Below are 18,441 nucleotides of genomic sequence, written 5' to 3'. Positions count from 1 at the left end.
CTATGCTGACACAAACTTTTACAAATACAACCTTTTTATGTATTAAAGCAGCCTTCCGATAATGTCGTCTACTGAAATGCCCTCTGCTTCTGCCTTGAAGTTCCGGATGATTCGGTGACGCAGTACCGGAAGTGCCACGGCTTTTACGTCCTCAATGTCGGGAGAGTACTTGCCGGAGAGTAATGCATTACATTTAGCCGCCAGAATCAGGGCCTGAGATGCACGGGGTCCTGCTCCCCATTCCAGATAATCATTCGTTTCCTTCACGGCCAGGCTCGTGGAAGGCCGGGTTTTATGCACCAGCTTTACCGCATATTCGATCACATGGTCCGTCACAGGAACACGTCTTACGAGATGCTGGAAGTCGGTGATTTCCTCGGCAGTAATCACTTTCTGCACCTCGTACCTTACGTCTGAAGTAGTGTTTTTTACAATGCTGACTTCTTCGTTGTAGGAAGGGTAGTCGAGCTGGATCATGAACATAAACCGGTCGAGCTGAGCTTCCGGAAGCGGGTAGGTTCCTTCCTGCTCGATCGGATTTTGCGTAGCAAGTACAAAAAATGGTCTTCCCAAAGAATGCTTGGCACCAGCGATGGTTACCGAATACTCCTGCATGGCTTCCAGCAGGGCCGATTGTGTTTTGGGAGGTGTCCGGTTTACCTCATCTGCAAGGATGATATTGGCAAAAATCGGCCCCTTGATAAACTTGAAATTGCGGTTTTGATCCAACGTTTCAGACCCTAGTATGTCCGAAGGCATCAGGTCGGGCGTGAACTGTATCCGGTTGAAGTCGAGATCGAGGGAGGAAGCAATGGTTTGAATGAGCAATGTCTTTGCCAATCCCGGCACACCTACCAGCAGGCAGTGACCCTGACAGAAAATGGCGGTAAGCAGCCTTTTCACAACCTCGTCCTGGCCTATGATCACATTCCCGATTTCTTTCCTAATCTTTTCATAGGCAACCTTTATAGCCTCGGCGGCTTCAACATCCGATGAATACTTCACAATTTGCAGGTTTAGATTTCAGTTTGATTCAGCAACGCTACGGATGGTATCAGCTGTCGTCGCCGGTAGCCAGTCCGAGTACTTTACAGTTTTTATATTCGGGCTCAATGCTGATGTACACATCACCCTGGGCTTTTTTAAACCACTCTTCCAATGCATGGTTGCGCTTGTTGTTCAGCACGATCGTCGCCAGCTTTTCATAATCGTCGCGCAGGTTGGCAGTATGCGGCTGCGACTTACTTTTGTACCAGAGAATACGCATGGCACTACGACCGTCCTCGGTACGGTAAGCTACCGGCTTGCTGAGATCGCCTACCTTCATGGTATCAATCGCGAAGTACAAGGCAGGGTCCATGGAGGCGTCGAGCGTAAGCCGGGCAACACCTGTGCTGCGGTCCATGATCAAACCACCGGATTCAGCAGTTTCTTTATCATCTGAGTTGTTGAGGGCCGCTTTTGCGAATTTAAGCGAATCCACCTGGATCAATGCACGAAGGCTATCCAGTGATCGTACAGCCTCACCCATATCGGTGCCCTTGTTGTAATCGGGCCGCAGCAGGATGTGCCTTGCCCGGTATTCCGCTCCGCGTGTTTCAACAAGCTTGATAAGGTGAAAACCAAACTGCGATTCGATAACATCGGACATTTCTCCGGGTTTCAATGAGAGGGCAGCACCTTCAAACTCGGGTACCATGGCCCCGCGTTTTGCAAAGTTCAGGTCTCCGCCATTTTTGGCCGAGCCGAGATCTTCCGAGTAGATCTGCGCCAGCGTGGCAAAATCTTCACCTTTTTCGGCACGTTGTTTCAGTTCAAGCAGCTGGTCGCGCAACTTTTGTTTTTGCTCGCGTGTTACGGTACCCAGCTTCACAATATGCCCGATCTCCACTTCGGACGGAATATACGGCAGACTATCTTTGGGAATTGAGTTGAAAAACTTGCGCACTTCATTAGGCGTAATTTTGACATTGCCTGAAATCGTACGCTGCATCTTTTCCACAATCTTCTGCTCCTTCACTTGCTGGCGGAGCTCGCTTTTGAGGTTATCAATGCTTTTACCATATGCCTCCACAATGTTCTTTTCCGAGCCGAAACGCTGGATCATATAGCCCATTTTGGCATCCAGTTCGCCGTCTACTTCCTTATCTTCAACAATTACGGAGTCTATTTCAGCTTTGGCAAGCAGCATTTTGTTGATAATCAGCGATTCGAGCAGCTGGCATTTTTCCGGTGCACTTCTTCCTTCCGCCTTGTATTGGGCGTACATGTCTTCCAACTCTGATTTCAGGATGAAGTGGTTGTCGACCCGTGCGATGATTTTATCCAGACTCACCCCCTGCTGCCCTTGTCCGAAGCTTGTGCCTGAGGCCACCATAAGCAGCATGAAAACCGCTGCTTTTATTAAGTTCTTTATGTTCATAAATTAAATTGTTCTTCCGTACTGATGGTTGTGCGCCGCATGCCCGTGGCGCAGGGTTTACGAAATGCTAAAATACGTCTATCGCTTTACTTTTTCCAATTCTATCTCATTGACTTTTACCGGGAATTTTTTCTGAAGTCCAGATACCCATTGTTTTTCCAGCTCCTTTTGGTAGTCGTTTACAACCGAGCCCCGGGCTTCTTGAAAAGTCTTTAAACGGGAAGGTTCGATGGTTGTGATATCAGCCCAATAAGCCATACTTCCATCTGAAACGTTTTGTTGACCTGCCTGCCATTTAAATCTGCTCACCAGTGGGTTTTCTTTTGAAAAATAACCTTCGCGGATCATAACGGTATTTTCACCGCCGGCATTATATGCCTTTTCCACATCGCTTTTGGATGGACTGTAAAACTGAAAACCCACGCGCCGGTTACGGGCCGGGTCGGATGCCTGACGGAATGAGCCGTAATCTTTCTCAATGATCCTGATAATGGGTATGTTCCTTGAATTCAGGTAGCGAACCACACTTCTGATCCTCCCTGACGATGCGGCCTCAGGTTCGTCTGCTGCACGGTACCCTGCTACTTCCACCACGTATTCCGGATTTTTCTGCAATACAATCAGCAGATCGGTAAGCGCTTCCATGTGCTCCTTGCCCGTTTCGGTTTTGCCCGGTGCAAATAGAATTTCCCGCGTTTTTGTTTCCAGCCGGTAGGGCGACTGGGCAAGAGTTCGCCGGATCGCACTTACGGTCTGTGTATCCGGTGCAGCGATCACCAGTCCTTTGGCACGCTCAGGAAAACGGTATTTGTCCCTGTTTTTCTCATAGTGGCTGAGTTGCCCCGCAGAGTCTGCGAGCGAACGCTGCCAGACATGTTCTTCCATCATCTGAGAAAGCAGTACGCCCTCCCTGATTTCCTTCATCAGCGACCTGAATTCCGGATTGTTTTCTTCAAGATGTTCCTTCTCATAGTCAGTAAGGCTTTCGGCTACATAGTCCAGATAGTAACGTCGGAAAATTACAGCAGGAGCCGCATCCGCAGGTTTGGGCTGCTGTTTTCTTTTTACAAAATCCAGAAAAGAGCGTGCATCATAAGACTTATCCCCGATCCTGAACAACGATACTGCCGACCAGTCGCTGGTCACCGCACGCATATAGTCCCAGCGACCCGTTTTAATGGAGCTGTCGCCCAGCACGGATACTGCCGCCCATTGGTCAGCATTTTCCTGAACTGTATACTTTTCCCGGAGCCGTTTTGTGGCGGCCTGTTCCAGCATTTTGCCACGCGAGTCGGTCACTACCTTTTTTCGCAGCATGGGCGCCATCACTGCAAATGGTTCAAGCGATTTTTTCTCAACCAGCCTCACGATGTGCCAGCCGTACATGGTAAGCACGGGTTTGGAATAAGCATTAACCCGGGTAAGTGCAAATGCTGCTTCTTCGATCTGAGGTACCATTTGCCCTGTACCGAAAGGAGGTAAAAGGCCTTTATTACGTTTGGACTGCCGATCGTCAGAGTAGGTATCTACTACTTCCTCCCACGAAGCGCCATCCTGAAGGCGCTTGTAGGCTTCATCAATTTTCGTCTTCGCCGAATTTTTCTGGTCAGTAGCAGCAGTCGTGTCCAGCTGAACCATGATATGGGCAACCTGAACTGTTCCGCGATTGGCGCGCTTGTCCGTTACTTTAATCAGGTGGTAGCCGGCACGGGTACGAACAGGCTGCGAAACCCGGCCTACAGGCAATGCATACGCAGCACTTTCAAGAGGGTAGAGGGTCTGGAAAGCGGTGAAGTACCCCAGGTCACCTTTATTGGTGCGCGCAGCCGGATCTTTGGAAAACCGTGCGGCCATGTCTCCGAAATCACTTCCTTCTTCAAGCCTTCCGCGAAGTGTTACTGCTGCCCGGTAGGCTTCCAGCGTATCGGCAGGCGCAGCATCTTCAGACACTGCAATGAGGATGTGGGAGGCCCGCACTTCCTGCTTCAGACGGTCATAAGCTTCTTCGGTCAGCTTTTCAACCAATGCTTTATCCACCAGGAAGTTTTTGGCCAGCTGATCGTGGTACGATGCGATCTCTTCCCTGTAATCAGTAGTTGTGTCCTTTCCATCCTGCTTCGCTTGTAACACTTTGATCTTTAAATCCGTATAAAGATTTAAATATTCCGATGGAGAGAGCACCCGGGTGGAATCTTCGGCATACTTATTTTTACTGTAAGATTCCTGGAAGTCGTCAAGACTGATTTTTTCTGCTCCGATCTCAATAACAGGAGCGGCTTCTTGCTGGACAGTCTGCTGGGGAGGGGTGCTGGTTTTGCAGGAGGCAGCCGCCAGAGCGGTTAAAATGTAAATTTTAGAAGGAAATTGCGACATAAAGAATAAATTCATCAATCACTCCTGATGCAGGATGGTCTAAGATAACCGGTAACTACATCAAATATTGTAAGCTGGTAAAGTTATGCGGTTTACCCGGAGTTCAAAAATCAAGCCAGGCATGTGACTTCCTAGGTGTTTTGTTGTAGCTGGAAGTAGGCCAGCTAGGGCGAATTTGCCACACTTTTTTTCCCACCCGCAAAATGCCCAAATCGGGCCACATTGCCCGATAACTACGAATTATTACTTAAACCTGAAAATCTATGTCGAAATCATTTTCGGCAACGTGTGGCGTTTTTCGGCACAATTCTTTTGTAACCGTTAGCATGCACTTTTAAATTTTAGTTGGTTTATATGGAGGATGTGAAAGTCAACGATTTTGTTCTAATGGTCCGGACACTGTGGGGCGAGCAGAAAAAGCGCGAACTGCTGTATCTGGAAGCATTGAAAAAGGACAGCATGGGGCCTTTCCGGAAAGTGTTAAGCCAGGGACATTTGAGTGCGGTGCTTTTTCAGCGCGAACTGCATTCCATTTATGATTATTTCAAATGTTTTCTGACAGACAAGGAACTGGGAGTTGCCGACATGAATATGCGTCCGGCCAGTCTGCTTAAAGATCTGAACGACACGGAAGAGGTAGCAGGCCTTTTCAAGAAAATCGAGGCGGGGATATTGCAATTGTACAAAACATTACGTGCGCATGTGGACCGTGAGTCCGAGGCCAGGCAAGTCCTGGATGAGCATTTGCTGCGTATTTCAGAATTTTATGACACTTTCAGCAAGATGGAAATGGTCAACAGGAAAAAAACGACGTATGTAGCTGCTGCATAGCAGGGTCAGATTACACTTCATACAATTCCAGCGGGAGCCCGTCAGGATCGGAGAAAAAAGTAAACCTTTTACCGGTATACTCATCCGTCCTGACGGGCTCGCATTTTATGCCGTTTTGTTCAAGATGTGTGATTGCCAGCGCAAGGTCCGCAACTGCAAACGCGAGGTGCCGCAATCCGGATGCCTCGGGCTGCGACACCCTTGCAGGCGGATCAGGGAATGAAAAGAGTTCAATGCAGTATTGTCCGTTCAATGCCAGATCAAGCTTGTACGACTGCCGCTCCTTCCTGAAAACTTCCCTCACAATTTCAAACCCCAGTATGTGGGTGTAAAAATGTTTGGAGCGATCATAGTCGGAGCAGATGATGGCAATATGGTGAACAGACTGTAAAATTTGCATTGGACCGGATTGAAGTACGAAATGGTGATAAAGGTAGTAACCTAGATTTTGATAAATACTTTGTTGTTGTACATCCATCTTAAAATCAGCCACTCGAAAAGCAGGATCACAAATCCGCTGACAAGCGAGCGGTATGCTTCTCCGAAGATCAGGTCGTAATGCTGGCTAATATTGATTCTGAATGATTGGTCGATAAAGCTGTCGATCGTGTGGGCTATGATGTAGGCCGCAATGGAGTTGGTACCGATAATGATCAGGGGAACAAAATAGGACCTGTTTTGCCTGATATCCACCACGTAATAGAAAAGCGCCAGCAATGTAAAGCACCAGCCGCCGCTGAACAATGTCCAGGCCGGCGTCCAGATTCTTTTTACAATCGGATTAATACCAGTTACATTCAGGATGACAGCCATTACAAAAAGCACGGCAGCTGTAAGCAGCAGTTTTTTGATCAGAGCCTGATAAGAATCCGCGGCCTTCAGCCACTTGCCGGCAATGAGTCCCAGGATCATGGTGCCGAGGGTAGGGATAAAGCTGAGGGTACTGTAACCGCCTCCATTGAACCGGAATGTTTCTGCACGTGGAAAGAGGTTCATAAACCATCTGTCGAAATGCCAGGCCAGGTTCGTGTTTTTATTCCAATGTGCTGCAAAGCCTGTAAGATGGTGCTCCCAATTAGCCGTCGTGCCGGTTTCCGCCCAGTCAAAGTAGGGGCCGGGCAATGGATATACCGCAAATGCAACCCAGTAGCACACCAGGATACCCGCGAGCGTACCCCATTGTACCTTTTCTCCGGAAAAGCCAAGTGCAAAAAGTATGGGATAACCCAGGCCGATCTGGGTGAGCGTATCTTCAAAAGTAAAATTCGTTTGATCGGCATGCATCGACCGGAGAAAAATGCCCAGCAGTACCAGTACCAGCGACCGCCGGGTGGTATGCAGCCACATCAGCGACGTATTTTGATATTTCATTGACCGGCTGGCCATGGAGTAGGGTAGCGCTACACCCACCAGAAAGGAAAATGAGGGTTGGATAAGGTCATGGAGCGAGCAGCCGACCCAGGGTACGTGACTTTGCTGAAAGTCCAGGAATGCCCAGAAGCTGCTATCTGGAAAGTACCCTGCTACCTGACCAAAGCGGAGTACTTCCGCCATCATCAGAAACATAACAAAACCACGGTAGGCATCTACGGAAGAAACACGGGCAGGGGGAGCGATAGGAGCGTTTTGCAAGTTGGTGGTGGGTTTATGGAAATTGTCAGTAAAAGAAAAAACCCCGTCAGATTTACCGATGGGGTTTTTTCCAATATAAGACTAACTTTTAAGTCCTGACCGGTTCAAAGAACCAGGGTACTGCAAATTTTCGCTGTTTACTACGAAAGGTTCATCTTCTTCAATTCCTTCACGGCATGATCCGCAGCTCTGGCTGTCATCGCCATGTACGTCAGGGAAGGATTCACGCAGGAAGCTGAGGTCATGAATGCGCCGTCGGTTACATACACGTTCTCCGCACCCCAAACCTGGTTGTGCTTGTTCAGTACAGAAGTTTTCGGATCATTACCCATCCTTGCAGTACCCATTTCGTGAATACCGATACCCGGGTGTTTAGACTCGTCATTATATGGTGAAACGTTTTTCATACCGGCTGCTTCCAGCATTTCGGCTGCATCATTCATCATGTCTTTACGCATTTTGAATTCATTTTCGCCATAAGCCGCATCAAACACCACTACGGGCAGTCCCCATTTATCCTTAACGGTTTTGTGCAGGGTAAACCGGTTTTTCTCGTCCGGAATCATTTCCCCAAATCCGCCGAGGTTCATGGTCCAGCCACCCGGTTCCGAGATTTTCTTCTTGAAGTCGGCGCCAAACCCGTCAACGCCCATTCCGCCGCCCCAGCTGTCGCGGGAAGCGCCACCCTGGTACCCAAAGCCACGGATATAGTCGCGCTTGTCGGTACCCCAGTTACGGTAGCGTGGAACGTAGATACCGTTTGCACGACGGCCAAAGTAATATTTGTCCTCAAAACCTGGCATTTCACCACGTGCACCCACAGCAAGGTGGTGGTCCATGATATTGCGGCCAAGCTGGTCGCTTTCATTGCCCAGTCCGTTCGGGAATCTTTTGGATTTAGAGTTCATCAGGATGGACGCCGACGCGATGGCCGAAGCATTCATGAAGATAACCTTTGCAAAATATTCCTTCGTTTCCAGCGAATTCTGATTGATCACGCGCACGCCAGTCACTTTTCCAGCCTTGTCATCGTAAATTACTTCGGAAACAATGGAGTCGGTCAGAAGTGTGAGGTTACCCGTTTTCTGCGCTGCCGGCAAGGTAGCTGCCTGCGTGCTGAAATACGCGCCGTATGGGCATCCTCTCATACACATGTTGCGGAACTGACAGGCGGCACGGCCCAGCTCAGTATGGAAGTTCTGTGGCTGGGTAAGGTGTGCGGCCCGACCCATAATCATGTGGCGGCCGGGAAATTTCTTTTCAACTTCACCTTTCACGTGTTTTTCCACGCAGTTCATCTGCATAGGAGGCAGGAAGTTTCCATCAGGCAGCACATCCAGGCCGTCACGGGAACCGCTGATCCCTGCGAATTTTTCAACGTAATCATACCAAGGGGCAATATCCGCATAGCGGATCGGCCAGTCCACGCCCACACCTTCACGTGCATTGGACTCAAAATCAACGGGATTGAGCCGGTAACTCTGGCGGCCCCAGAGCAACGAGCGGCCACCCACGTGGTAGGCCCTGATCCAGTCAAACTTGCGTGTTTCCTCGTATGGATTCTCCTTATCGTTTTCAAAAAGGTAGCGATGCTCCTCATTGGCGGTATAACCAGTTCTCATACCGGCCCAATACTCTTCGCGGGCTACTGTGGTCACGCGCCCGCGGTGCTCAAATTCCCAAGGGGCAAGGGTCGCAGTTTTGTAATCAGTAATGTGCTTGATATCGCGGCCTCTTTCCAGCATTAATACCTTGAGACCTTTTTCAGTGAGTTCTTTGGCTGCCCAGCCACCGCTTATACCCGATCCAACCACAATCGCGTCGTAAGTCGCTTGTTTGGTCGCTTTTAAATTCAGATTCATGGATGAATAATTTTCTGTTTTACTTTAAAATGTTACATCGCCCAGGCTTTCTGGCCAGGTTTGAGATCAATGCAGCCGTCATATCTTCCCGGTACCGGCACATACTCGAGTGCCTGCGTGGCACCTTCCTCGGATGTGAAGTAGCCCAGCAGGGTAAGTTCTTTAACCAGGCGGAAAAACGGAACTCCGGCTTCGGTGTACTCTTTGCCTGCCTCGGTGTACTTCTTCTTCTCGTCGGCAGCTTTCTTGTCCTCATCCGCTTTGGCAAGCTCCTGCTTGGCAGCAGCTTCCATTTCTTTCAGAATTGCAGTTTGCTGTGCGGGGGTGCCTTTCATAAAGTCCTTCTTCTCCAGTTCTTTCAACCCTTTGTTAAAGCTGGCCTGATCTTTTTCCAGGTAACAGTCTTTCAGCATTTTTTCGATAAACTCGCCTACTTTGGCATCCTTAGCACCAGGAGTGTCGGTCTTTGGAATGATTATTTCGGCTACTTCGGAAACGAGTGCCTTACGTTCAGGCGAAAACGGGAAGTCTAAACCCGTGGAAGCTGTATCGGAACCCGATTTGCAGCCTTCCAGAAAAGCCAGCATGGTAGGGGCGGAGAGTGTACCACCCATTAAAAGTGCCACTCGACCAAGGGCGTCACGTCTTTTCATTGATTAATAGATAAAGGTTAACAGCCAAAAATGTAATAATACATTTGTAAAATACAATTTTAAAAACAAGCTAAATTAAGCAATAATATCCGCTTTGGATTATTAGAACTATTCTATATAATGTTATGAAGTATACCTGCTTGAAAATCAGGTAGTATTTAGCTTACTAATTTTTGCAAGCCCATTCATGCCGCTTGCTGACAAAATCAAACGTCTACAATACCATTAAATTGCAGCCGCGGATGTCCGAGTTGTCGAACCGGCCCATCACGTAAAAGGTGTGATCCTCTTTCCCAAACCTGCCAAGATCCTGAGTTTCGATAAACGAGCAGGTGTCGAGGTTGCCAAGATCAATGACGTTGATACCCCCTGTCTTTGATTTGCCGACGTTATGATCGGAAATTGAAAAAGGATCATTGACTTCCCGCAGTAATACGCGCATGCTGGTTCCCGGTCTGAAAAGTCCTCCTCCCTGAGAATACCCTTGCGAAAGCAGCTCTGTCATCCCATATTCCGAATGGATTTCCTGCACTCCGAATGCATCACAAAGAATATCGTGGACTTCTTCCCGCAACAACTCTTCCCGCCGTCCTTTCATGCCGCCCGTATCCATAATGATCACGTTTTTTGCATTGCCCATAAAGCGCAGATCCCGATTGCTTTCGGCCAGGTCGAGCAGGGCGAAAGTAACCCCGAGCAGCAATATTTTCCGGCCATCAGGAGCTAGTACCAACCTTTTCACTGTTTCAAGCATCTCTTCAGCATTGTGCAGATAAAAGCCCGAAAACGGCGAGTCGGAGCAGCTAATAAAGTGCTGCATCATATACACGAGCGATGAGTTGCTTCGTTCAAGGTAGGAAGGTAGCAGCGCAAGAATGTGATACTGGTTAAGCGGGCCGTAGTGCTTCTCAAAAATGCTGAGCGAAAGGTCTTTGTACAGGCCGGCATCGTAGAGAAAATGCCTGCTGGCAACCTGCCCGGTAGTGCCGCTGCTCTGGAAAATGACCTCAGCAGCAGGAACGTCGCCAGTACGTATTTCGTGAGATTTGAAAAACTGAATGGGCAGAAACGGAATTTGCGTCAACTTGCCGACAGTTTCAGGATTAATCCCGAGATGCTGCACATACTCACTGTAAAGAGGGTTAAAGCGCGCCTGATACCGGAATATATCCAAGGCAAGGACGTCAAATTCCCGGGGTTGTAAGTGAAGAATCCGGCTCCTGAGCGAGGACCTGATTCCGTCCTGTGACATATTGTTTTCGATATTCAATACTATTACTTTCGTTGTAAACAGAAAAGACGACTTTAAAATGAAAGCGCACTGGCAGAACACAAGCCGCTGCAATTTCGTTTTTCCTCTATAATTTTAGCCAAAACGACCTTATGAAATCCAAAATTCTGCCATTTCTGATTGTAACTGCACTTGCTGCCGGCTGTGTGGATATCCCTGATTTCGACGATACACCTGTGATTTACTATAACGGCATAAGTCAGTCTACGGAAGTAGATGAGAATACAGGGAAGAACGTTCGTGAAACTGTTACGATTACAGTTGATTTTGAAGATGGTAATGGTGATTTGGGTACATCACCGGAAGAGCGTTCTGACTCAAACTGGAAGGCACCTTATGGTAACTGGGGAAACTACGAACTTGTAACAGCCCGGCGGGGTGCTGACGGTAAATGGATCGAGCAGATCCTTTCGGAAGATCAGTTTAGCTGGATGCCTATTCTTAAACCTGACGGAAAACCAGGACCTCTCAAAGGAAAACTCGACAAAAATTCATACTTTCTATATACGGGTAGCTCAGTACCTACATGGGTTCGTTTCAAAGTGCGTATCCGCGACCGCGCGCTGCATGTCAGCAACCAGATCACGACCGACAGCATTCTCGTACCAATCCCGAGGTAAGTTGGTTTACCCGGTTACTCGATAATAGCTGCATTCAGCAATATCCGGAAGGTGGTGCCTTTGCCCACCTCCGAACTTTTAACGAACAACCTGCCGGAGTGGTAATTTTCTATAATCCGCTTGGCCAGCGTCAGGCCCAGTCCCCAACCACGTTTTTTGGTACTGAACCCCGGATCAAAAATCTTGTTCATATTGGCCTTGGACATTCCTTTGCCAGTATCCGAAATGTCAATCCAGATTTCCCGGGTAGTAGGCGGTGCCTGTAAGGTGACGCTGATATGTCCCACGCCGCTCATCGCATCCACTGCATTCTTGCAAATATTCTCAATCACCCATTCAAACAGGTTCTTATTCAGCAATGCAGTTTGTTCGGGCGCAAGCTGATTATGTACCGCAAACTTCACCTTTGAGGACACCCGTTTTTCAAGGTAATTGACAAAATTGGTCACTATCTCTGCCACAGGCTCATCTTTCAGCGTCGGAACGGAGCCGATGTTTGAAAATCGCGTGGTGATCATTTCAAGGCGGATAACATCCTTCTCGATCTCTTCGGCAATGGACGGATCAATTGCCGGATCACTCCGGAAGTACTCCACCCAGGCCATCAAGGAAGACAGAGGCGTACCCAGCTGGTGTGCAGTCTCTTTCGCCAATCCTACCCATACCCGGTTTTGTTCGGCTTTCCGGGCCGAGCTGAATGCCAGGTATGCAAGATACCCGATCAGCAGCATCACAGAGAGTTGCAAAAAAGGATAGTACCTGAGCTGGGTAAGCAGAAATGAATTGCTGTAGTAAATGTAGCCGGTGCGGCCTTTTCCAAGCTCCACTGCTATGGGAGGATGCTCCAATTTCATTTCTCCCAGTTTGTCCTGAATAATTCGCTCTTTTTCCTTGGGCGTCATTTTTGCCGGAAAACTCTCATTGATCGTCTCATTGGCGGTTGCCAGGTTATTCTCATTGACGTAAATAGCGGGAATCTGGTAAAAATTTACCGCATCCTGGATCACCTGGTAAATGATGTTGAAGTTCTCGTCAAAAGGACTGTTGAACACATAGCGAAGTCCTTCCGCATACAGCTGAACTTCACGCTCTTCCCGCTGTTCCAGCTCTTCTACCAGCAGGTCGGTATAAAACAGGGAGCCGATGCTGAGCAGCGACAGGATGATCCCAATGATGTACTTGTAAAAGCTTTTCTGATCGTAAGTATCCATCAGTGACCGCCTTAGCCGCTGGCTATTCAGGATAGCTGTCGGATGCAGGCGAAAACGTGGCTTTCGTTTCGGAGTTTCGGTGATCATATCAGGGTGCGGGCACCCATTTTCCCGCAGAGTTGTTAGATGCTACAAATAACGAAAAATATATAGTCTTAGTAGATTTTACACTTTTATCCTTGCCTGTAATGTCAGTTACAGAACTGATTAGGGTCATGTTTATGACGGTAAAATACCCGTTGTTTTACAAAAAGCGGGCATCTATTTATATGTTTTCTAAATAGCTACAACCCTCGTTTTTAGTGGACAGAAAACCGTTTTTGTACGTTATTTTTGTGTTATTGAATCAGAAATTGTGATGTATAATCAGTTCAAATCAATAAGTTTATCACATCGGAATGCCCCTCTTGCTATCAGAGAACAGCTTGCATTGAATGAATCCGAGGCAAAGCGCATCATGCTCCGCCTGAAAGATTTCTTTGATGTGACAGATGTTCTGGCTGTTTCTACCTGCAACCGTACAGAAATATACTATTCTTCTCCTGCCGACTTCAACCTGGACATCATCAAGCTGCTGCTGATCGAAAAAGGCGTTTCAGATACTGAAACCTTTATCGGTTACTTTGAGCAGTTCGCCGATGGGGACGAGGCTGTGCGTCATTTATTCCAGGTTGCTACCGGGCTTAAATCGCAGGTAGTAGGAGATATGCAAATTCCGAACCAGATCAAGCATGCCTACCAATGGTCTGCCGACCTGAACATGGCCGGGCCGTTTTTGCACCGGCTTTTGCATACCATTTTCTTTGCCAACAAGCGTGTTGCGCAGGAAACGTTTTTCCGGGATGGAGCTGCTTCCGTATCCTATGCTGCCGTGGAGCTGCTGGAAGGCTTAATGCCTAATCCGAAGGTACTGGTCGTAGGAGTGGGAGAAATTGGTTCTGACGTTTGCAGGAACCTTGCTACACGTGCCGGCGCTGATATCACCCTTGTAAACCGTACCCGCAGCCGTGCCGACGAACTCGCTAGTGAACTCGGCTTGCGTGTTGCCGATTTTGCCGACATTGAAGTTGAAATATCCCGGGCAGACATTATCGTTTCTTCCATTGTACGCGATGAGGCGTTTTTTACAAAGGAAATGATGGTACGCCTGCGCGGCATGTCCTTCAAATATTTTATTGATCTCTCCGTACCCAGGAGCGTGTCCCCGGAAGTGGAGGAAGTTCCCGGCGTGATGCTCTATACTATTGATTCTATCCGGTCCAAGGCCGATCAGGCGCTGCATCGCAGGCTTGAATCCGTGCCGCGCGTGAAGGAAATTATTGATGAAGCCGTGGTCGAGTTTAACGACTGGTCGCGCGAGATGATTGTTTCGCCCACGATCCAGAAATTGAAAGGTGCTCTTGAACAAATCCGGAAAGAAGAGCTCACACGGTTTACAAAAACATTGACGGAAACCGAGCTTGAAAAAGTTGAGCGCATTACGTCAAGCATGATGCAGAAAATACTGAAACTGCCGGTGCTTCAATTGAAAGCTGCATGTAAGCGGGGAGAAGCTGAAACACTGATCGACGTATTGAACGATCTGTTTAATCTTGAGAAAGAAAAAGAAAGTCACTGATTGCAATTTATATCACCATGAACAGCCCGGAAGCTTTTGTTTCCGGGCTTATTTTTTACTCTGTATACAAACAAAAGAGCGGATGGCTCTTGCCATCCGCTCTATGTATTACCTTACCCTCCACAATAATTAATTGTTTCCTTTAAAGCCGGGGCAGAAGCCCCTATATATTCTGCTTTTATTTCTCATTCACGGCCGCCATTTAAGGCAACTTTAACATACTTACGATGGGGCAATCCATTTGGATCAATCAACGTGAAAAAAAATAAAAGTTTTTTTAAAAAGCTCATTTCGGCTTCTTGCCTGACCGTTTGATCGGCCTTCCGTACTTGATCATCTTTTCCTTGGCATGGTCCCGGCGCACATTCACCTTGCTGTTTTTAGCGAGTTTATCGTGAAAAGCCGCCCCGCCTTCTTCCCGCTTTGGAGGCTTTGCAAGGATCTCACGCATAAATATCTTCGGTTCTTCGTCCGGCGTAAGCACCTCAGAGATTTTCAAATCTTCGGGCAAAGGGAGTACAGGAATGGTATAGTCCATCATTTCTTCAATCTCCTCTACAAACGGCTGCTCACGCTCTGTAACAAATGATATGGCCACGCCCCGCCGGTCAGCACGACCAGTACGGCCAATACGGTGAATGTAGCTTTCCGGAATTTCAGGAATATCAAAATTGATCACATGGGTGACTTCCGCAATGTCAAGACCCCGGGAAATAAGGTCCGTTGCGATAAGAATCCGGTAGGTACCTGCATGAAAGTTTTTTATGGTACTGAAGCGGTAATTCTGGTCTTTGTTGGCATGCATTACCCCGATTTTATTTAGATAACCTAGCTCCATCTGCGCAAAAACCAGGTCAGCCAGCTTGCGTGTTGCTACAAACACCAGCACTTTTTCCATTTCCGGATGCTGGTCAAGAAGCTTGTCGAGCAGGTTTATTTTAGTATAAAAATTGGGAACATGGTAGAGGCTCTGGTCGATATTTTCCAGCGGGCTGCCCGGAGGAGCCGCTTCAACACGCTCGGGATTATTAAAGTAAGTTTTCATCAGGTTCTCGACTTCCGTGGTGATGGTAGCCGAAAAAAGAAGGTTCTGCCTTTTCTGGGGCAGCAGGTCAAGAATTCCATTCAGCTGTGCCTTAAAGCCGAGCGTCAGCATTTCGTCCATTTCATCAATCACCAGCTTTCTAACCAATTTTGTCTTCAATGAACCTTTCAATGCCAGATCAAGCAGCCGCCCGGGCGTGCCTACCACCACATCACAGCCTTTTTGCAGCTCCGCCATCTGTACCTTGATATTCCCGCCCCCATATACACCGCAAGCTTCAAGCGTCTGGTAGGTTGTGAGTTTTTGGATCTCTTCCAGAACCTGTACTACCAGCTCCCGGGTAGGCACGAGGATCAGCAGCTGGGGCAGGCGGTTTTTAGAAAATTCTACCTGTCGCAGGCAGGGAAGCAGATAGGCAAGCGTTTTCCCGGTTCCGGTTTGCGCAATTCCGCATACGTCCCGGCCCGACATCACTACCGAAAATACCTTGTGCTGGATGGTCGTGGGAATACTAAAACCCTGATCAGCCAGCGCATTCAGCAGGGGTTTGGTTAGATTCAGGTCTTCGAAGGTTATCATGCTTGGTGTTGCGGTTCAAATATCAAAAAGACCGCAAAGATAACTTCCCTGAGCAGGGCGGCAAAATTAACAGCTTACAATCCGATCAGCATTTTGGTGCTTGCTGCCTGTGCCCGGGTATCGGGATTGAGAAACCGGAAGTCTATATCACTGCCATGAAAATCAGCATTGGTGCCTAAAATGCGCACATCCGGCCTGACCGACCTGACAGATTGCAGCATTTGCTGATCCATGTACACCATCACTGATCTCAGCTTTTGAAGTTCCTGCACAGTATGCAGCTCCTTTACACGGACCCCGGAATAAAAATGCAGCGCGTAATGAGGCAGATCACCCAGCGTATACAGTTGACCTTCCGTAATTCCGTTTGCTTTTGCTATGGCACCCAATCTCGCTCCGGCCTGAAAGGTGAGCAGGTTAGGGTAGAAGTAGGTATTAAGCACCAGGTTAGTCCCTACCACCGCAATTGTGCAGGAAATTAGCAGCTTGTGTTTCAGGTTGGAGAAAAATACCAGGTAGGTAAGCGCACTGAGCATAGCCATAAAATGGATCAGTCCGAAATAATTACCGTCCGGAAAAGGAAACCATACGGCCGCAAACAGGACCGAAAGCCACGCGTATAAAAGAAATACCTGGCCGTAATAGATTCGCGGGTACCATGCAGGCTGTTTTATATAAATTGTTTTAACGATGTATGCAGCTGTCAGTATTGCTGCCAGCGGGTACAATGCAAAAAGGTCATAGCGGGAAGGCGCCGGATTGAAAAGGAACAAAAGAAAAGGTACCGCCAGTACGACGCCTATAAAACTTCCCTGAGCTCCCTGACCGGACCGGATATGCGCCAGAAAATCATAAATAGCCAGAATGAGCCAAATGATCCAGGGTGCAAAAGCCCAGAATGTGACGGTAAACTGGTAAAAGGTACCTGGCCCAATACCCGTGTAGGTGCCGCGGCTGAGCATCGCCAAAATTGCTCCGATGATACTAAGCACTAAGTTTTGGAGCTTCCTGTTTCGGTAGTACAGGGCCGCCTGCCACACCGTAAACATGTAAAACGCAGCCAGTCCGGTGACTGGATCTCCCGTGCGGTTGAGTATGAATGTGGATTGCAGTGTCGCAGTGACCAGCACCGACAATGAGGCTGTCTCCCGGCTGTAATAAAGCAGCGCAAACCGGTAGACGGAGACAAGCATCAGGAGGGTAAGCAGCAAGCCGGGCAAATGCAATGCAATATTCCCGGGTCCCAGCAGGCTCATCATAAAATGCGAAAACCAGAAGCTTAGCGGAGCAAGTCCGGGATGCGTCTGGTCAAAGTCAATAAAGTGGAAATATTCGTGCTGTTTGATCATTTCCAGGGATGCGGCGGCATAATAAGCCGCATCCCCTTCCATTACATTGAGCGGCCAGCTGAGCATATTTACAATCAGGCTAGCCAGCACTCCCCATACCATTATTCTGTGCAATTCTTTAATCAGCACGTTGTTTTTGGGTAAATGATACTGATCTTAAAGGGCGTGTGCGTCTCCTACCATTAGCGCGTTTTCAGGCGGCCGGTATTACGGTCGTAAGTGCCCAGCGGGAAACTAAGTCCTGCATTGATGCTCCAAACATTGTTGCGCAATGTTCTGGTATTATTGCGTACAACATTGAAGAGGCCCAGGCCATAGCGCACATCCGTATTCAGCCATACTTTGTTTTTCAGCCTGTAATTAAGACCTGCTCCGAAGGTAAGGCCAAGATCGAAAGGTTTGAAAACGCGGTTACCAGCTTCTCCATTGATGTTTTTTCCATCCTTGTTCCTCGCGCCAACCAGAAAATTCACATTCGGACCCAAAAATGCTTTCGGGCGTATGCCGCTTCCGTACCGGCCAAAAAAGAAAGTGGCAAGCAGCGGTGCCTGAATGTAGTTCAGCCGGATCGCTTCATTCTTGTTATACGTCCTGGCGCCCATTTGTGAAAAGAGCAGCTGACCGCTGAATCCAAAACCTGTTTTGGAGCTGTAATTGTAAAAACCTCCCACTGCCAGTCCCGGCTTCATACTCATATCCGCATTGTCACCCCGGAAGTTAGACAGGTTCAATCCGACCATCGGACCTATGGAAACATTTTCCTGAGCGTGTGCAAACGGAACGGTAAGTGTGGTTAGTAATAATAGAATAATACAATTTTTCATAACAACTTTTAAGATGATTTGTAAGCCGGTATGACAAAATATATGCCACCTTCTTTTTCTCCGCGATCATTCTGTGGTGAAAATGTGAAAATGAGGGGCGAGAATGACTATTTGTAAATTACTATTCCGCA

General features: G+C 48.1%; 15 protein-coding genes. 3 read left to right on the top strand and 12 right to left on the bottom strand.

Translation table 11 applies throughout. The annotated features are described in order from the left end of the window. Positions 1–42 precede the first annotated feature (42 nt). The 3 genes from HWI92_RS09370 to HWI92_RS09360 all read right to left on the bottom strand — a co-directional run bounded on the left by HWI92_RS09370 (position 43) and on the right by HWI92_RS09360 (position 4,795). Entirely contained in the window at positions 43–1,005 is a 963-nt protein-coding gene (locus HWI92_RS09370; RefSeq protein ID WP_204663064.1) for an AAA family ATPase, read from the bottom strand. Between the two features lie 49 nt (positions 1,006–1,054). Next, the gene (locus HWI92_RS09365; protein ID WP_204663062.1) at positions 1,055–2,422 is read right to left on the bottom strand and encodes a peptidylprolyl isomerase; all 1,368 of its coding nucleotides are present in this window, start codon (positions 2,420–2,422) and stop codon (positions 1,055–1,057) included. Positions 2,423–2,500: 78 nt separating this feature from the next. Next, entirely contained in the window at positions 2,501–4,795 is a 2,295-nt protein-coding gene (locus HWI92_RS09360; protein WP_204663060.1) for a peptidylprolyl isomerase, read from the bottom strand. Positions 4,796–5,182: 387 nt separating this feature from the next. On the opposite strand from HWI92_RS09360, the gene HWI92_RS09355 reads away from it, so the two are divergent. Further along, a complete protein-coding gene (locus HWI92_RS09355) occupies positions 5,183–5,626 on the top strand; it encodes a hypothetical protein (RefSeq protein WP_229249238.1) in 444 nt (147 codons plus the stop codon). Positions 5,627–5,636: 10 nt separating this feature from the next. Here HWI92_RS09355 and gloA2 read toward each other — a convergent pair whose 3' ends face one another. From gloA2 to HWI92_RS09330, 5 genes are all read right to left on the bottom strand, one after another. Continuing rightward, positions 5,637–6,026 carry an SMU1112c/YaeR family gloxylase I-like metalloprotein gene (gloA2, locus tag HWI92_RS09350; RefSeq protein WP_204663057.1) on the bottom strand — a complete coding sequence of 130 codons (390 nt, stop codon included), beginning with the start codon at positions 6,024–6,026 and terminating at the stop codon, positions 5,637–5,639. Between the two features lie 41 nt (positions 6,027–6,067). Then, positions 6,068–7,258, bottom strand: a complete 1,191-nt coding sequence (locus tag HWI92_RS09345; protein WP_310589527.1) for an acyltransferase family protein — start codon at positions 7,256–7,258, stop codon at positions 6,068–6,070. Between the two features lie 140 nt (positions 7,259–7,398). Continuing rightward, complete coding sequence (locus HWI92_RS09340) at positions 7,399–9,120, bottom strand: GMC family oxidoreductase (RefSeq protein ID WP_204663055.1); 1,722 nt, start codon at positions 9,118–9,120, stop codon at positions 7,399–7,401. A gap of 32 nt (positions 9,121–9,152) precedes the next feature. Beyond that, positions 9,153–9,773, bottom strand: a complete 621-nt coding sequence (locus HWI92_RS09335) for a gluconate 2-dehydrogenase subunit 3 family protein (protein ID WP_204663053.1) — start codon at positions 9,771–9,773, stop codon at positions 9,153–9,155. Between the two features lie 214 nt (positions 9,774–9,987). Continuing rightward, the gene (locus tag HWI92_RS09330; RefSeq protein WP_204663051.1) at positions 9,988–11,025 is read right to left on the bottom strand and encodes a LuxE/PaaK family acyltransferase; all 1,038 of its coding nucleotides are present in this window, start codon (positions 11,023–11,025) and stop codon (positions 9,988–9,990) included. A gap of 131 nt (positions 11,026–11,156) precedes the next feature. Between HWI92_RS09330 and HWI92_RS09325 the strand changes: the two genes are divergently transcribed. Beyond that, the gene (locus tag HWI92_RS09325) at positions 11,157–11,684 is read left to right on the top strand and encodes a hypothetical protein (protein ID WP_204663049.1); all 528 of its coding nucleotides are present in this window, start codon (positions 11,157–11,159) and stop codon (positions 11,682–11,684) included. 14 nt (positions 11,685–11,698) lie between these two features. Here the strand turns inward: HWI92_RS09325 and HWI92_RS09320 are convergent, their stop codons facing one another. Beyond that, the gene (locus tag HWI92_RS09320; protein ID WP_204663047.1) at positions 11,699–12,982 is read right to left on the bottom strand and encodes a sensor histidine kinase; all 1,284 of its coding nucleotides are present in this window, start codon (positions 12,980–12,982) and stop codon (positions 11,699–11,701) included. Between the two features lie 271 nt (positions 12,983–13,253). Between HWI92_RS09320 and hemA the strand changes: the two genes are divergently transcribed. Then, positions 13,254–14,513: a glutamyl-tRNA reductase gene (hemA, locus tag HWI92_RS09315; RefSeq protein ID WP_204663045.1), complete on the top strand. Its 1,260-nt coding sequence runs from the start codon at positions 13,254–13,256 to the stop codon at positions 14,511–14,513. Positions 14,514–14,799: 286 nt separating this feature from the next. Here the strand turns inward: hemA and HWI92_RS09310 are convergent, their stop codons facing one another. The 3 genes from HWI92_RS09310 to HWI92_RS09300 all read right to left on the bottom strand — a co-directional run bounded on the left by HWI92_RS09310 (position 14,800) and on the right by HWI92_RS09300 (position 18,310). Continuing rightward, positions 14,800–16,134 carry a DEAD/DEAH box helicase gene (locus tag HWI92_RS09310; RefSeq protein ID WP_204664424.1) on the bottom strand — a complete coding sequence of 445 codons (1,335 nt, stop codon included), beginning with the start codon at positions 16,132–16,134 and terminating at the stop codon, positions 14,800–14,802. Positions 16,135–16,211: 77 nt separating this feature from the next. Then, a complete protein-coding gene (locus HWI92_RS09305) occupies positions 16,212–17,615 on the bottom strand; it encodes an ArnT family glycosyltransferase (RefSeq protein ID WP_204663043.1) in 1,404 nt (467 codons plus the stop codon). A 53-nt stretch (positions 17,616–17,668) separates the two neighbouring features. Next, a complete protein-coding gene (locus HWI92_RS09300) occupies positions 17,669–18,310 on the bottom strand; it encodes a porin family protein (RefSeq protein WP_204663041.1) in 642 nt (213 codons plus the stop codon). Positions 18,311–18,441: the final 131 nt, after the last annotated feature.

The sequence above is a fragment of the Dyadobacter sandarakinus genome (assembly GCF_016894445.1).
GTDB lineage: Bacteria > Bacteroidota > Bacteroidia > Cytophagales > Spirosomataceae > Dyadobacter > Dyadobacter sandarakinus.
Note: the sequence above shows the minus strand (reverse complement) of the source record. Positions and strands in the feature narration are given on the sequence as shown.

What these genes read in the sequence shown, in the direction of transcription:
- hemA (WP_204663045.1), top strand. Translation starts at nt 13,254, where the DNA reads ATGTATAATCAGTTCAAATCAATAAGTTTATCACATCGGAATGCCCCT.
- HWI92_RS09335 (WP_204663053.1), bottom strand. Translation starts at nt 9,773, where the DNA reads ATGAAAAGACGTGACGCCCTTGGTCGAGTGGCACTTTTAATGGGTGGT.
- gloA2 (WP_204663057.1), bottom strand. Translation starts at nt 6,026, where the DNA reads ATGCAAATTTTACAGTCTGTTCACCATATTGCCATCATCTGCTCCGAC.
- HWI92_RS09340 (WP_204663055.1), bottom strand. Translation starts at nt 9,120, where the DNA reads ATGAATCTGAATTTAAAAGCGACCAAACAAGCGACTTACGACGCGATT.
- HWI92_RS09300 (WP_204663041.1), bottom strand. Translation starts at nt 18,310, where the DNA reads ATGAAAAATTGTATTATTCTATTATTACTAACCACACTTACCGTTCCG.
- HWI92_RS09320 (WP_204663047.1), bottom strand. Translation starts at nt 12,982, where the DNA reads ATGATCACCGAAACTCCGAAACGAAAGCCACGTTTTCGCCTGCATCCG.
- HWI92_RS09325 (WP_204663049.1), top strand. Translation starts at nt 11,157, where the DNA reads ATGAAATCCAAAATTCTGCCATTTCTGATTGTAACTGCACTTGCTGCC.
- HWI92_RS09365 (WP_204663062.1), bottom strand. Translation starts at nt 2,422, where the DNA reads ATGAACATAAAGAACTTAATAAAAGCAGCGGTTTTCATGCTGCTTATG.
- HWI92_RS09355 (WP_229249238.1), top strand. Translation starts at nt 5,183, where the DNA reads ATGGTCCGGACACTGTGGGGCGAGCAGAAAAAGCGCGAACTGCTGTAT.
- HWI92_RS09330 (WP_204663051.1), bottom strand. Translation starts at nt 11,025, where the DNA reads ATGTCACAGGACGGAATCAGGTCCTCGCTCAGGAGCCGGATTCTTCAC.
- HWI92_RS09360 (WP_204663060.1), bottom strand. Translation starts at nt 4,795, where the DNA reads ATGTCGCAATTTCCTTCTAAAATTTACATTTTAACCGCTCTGGCGGCT.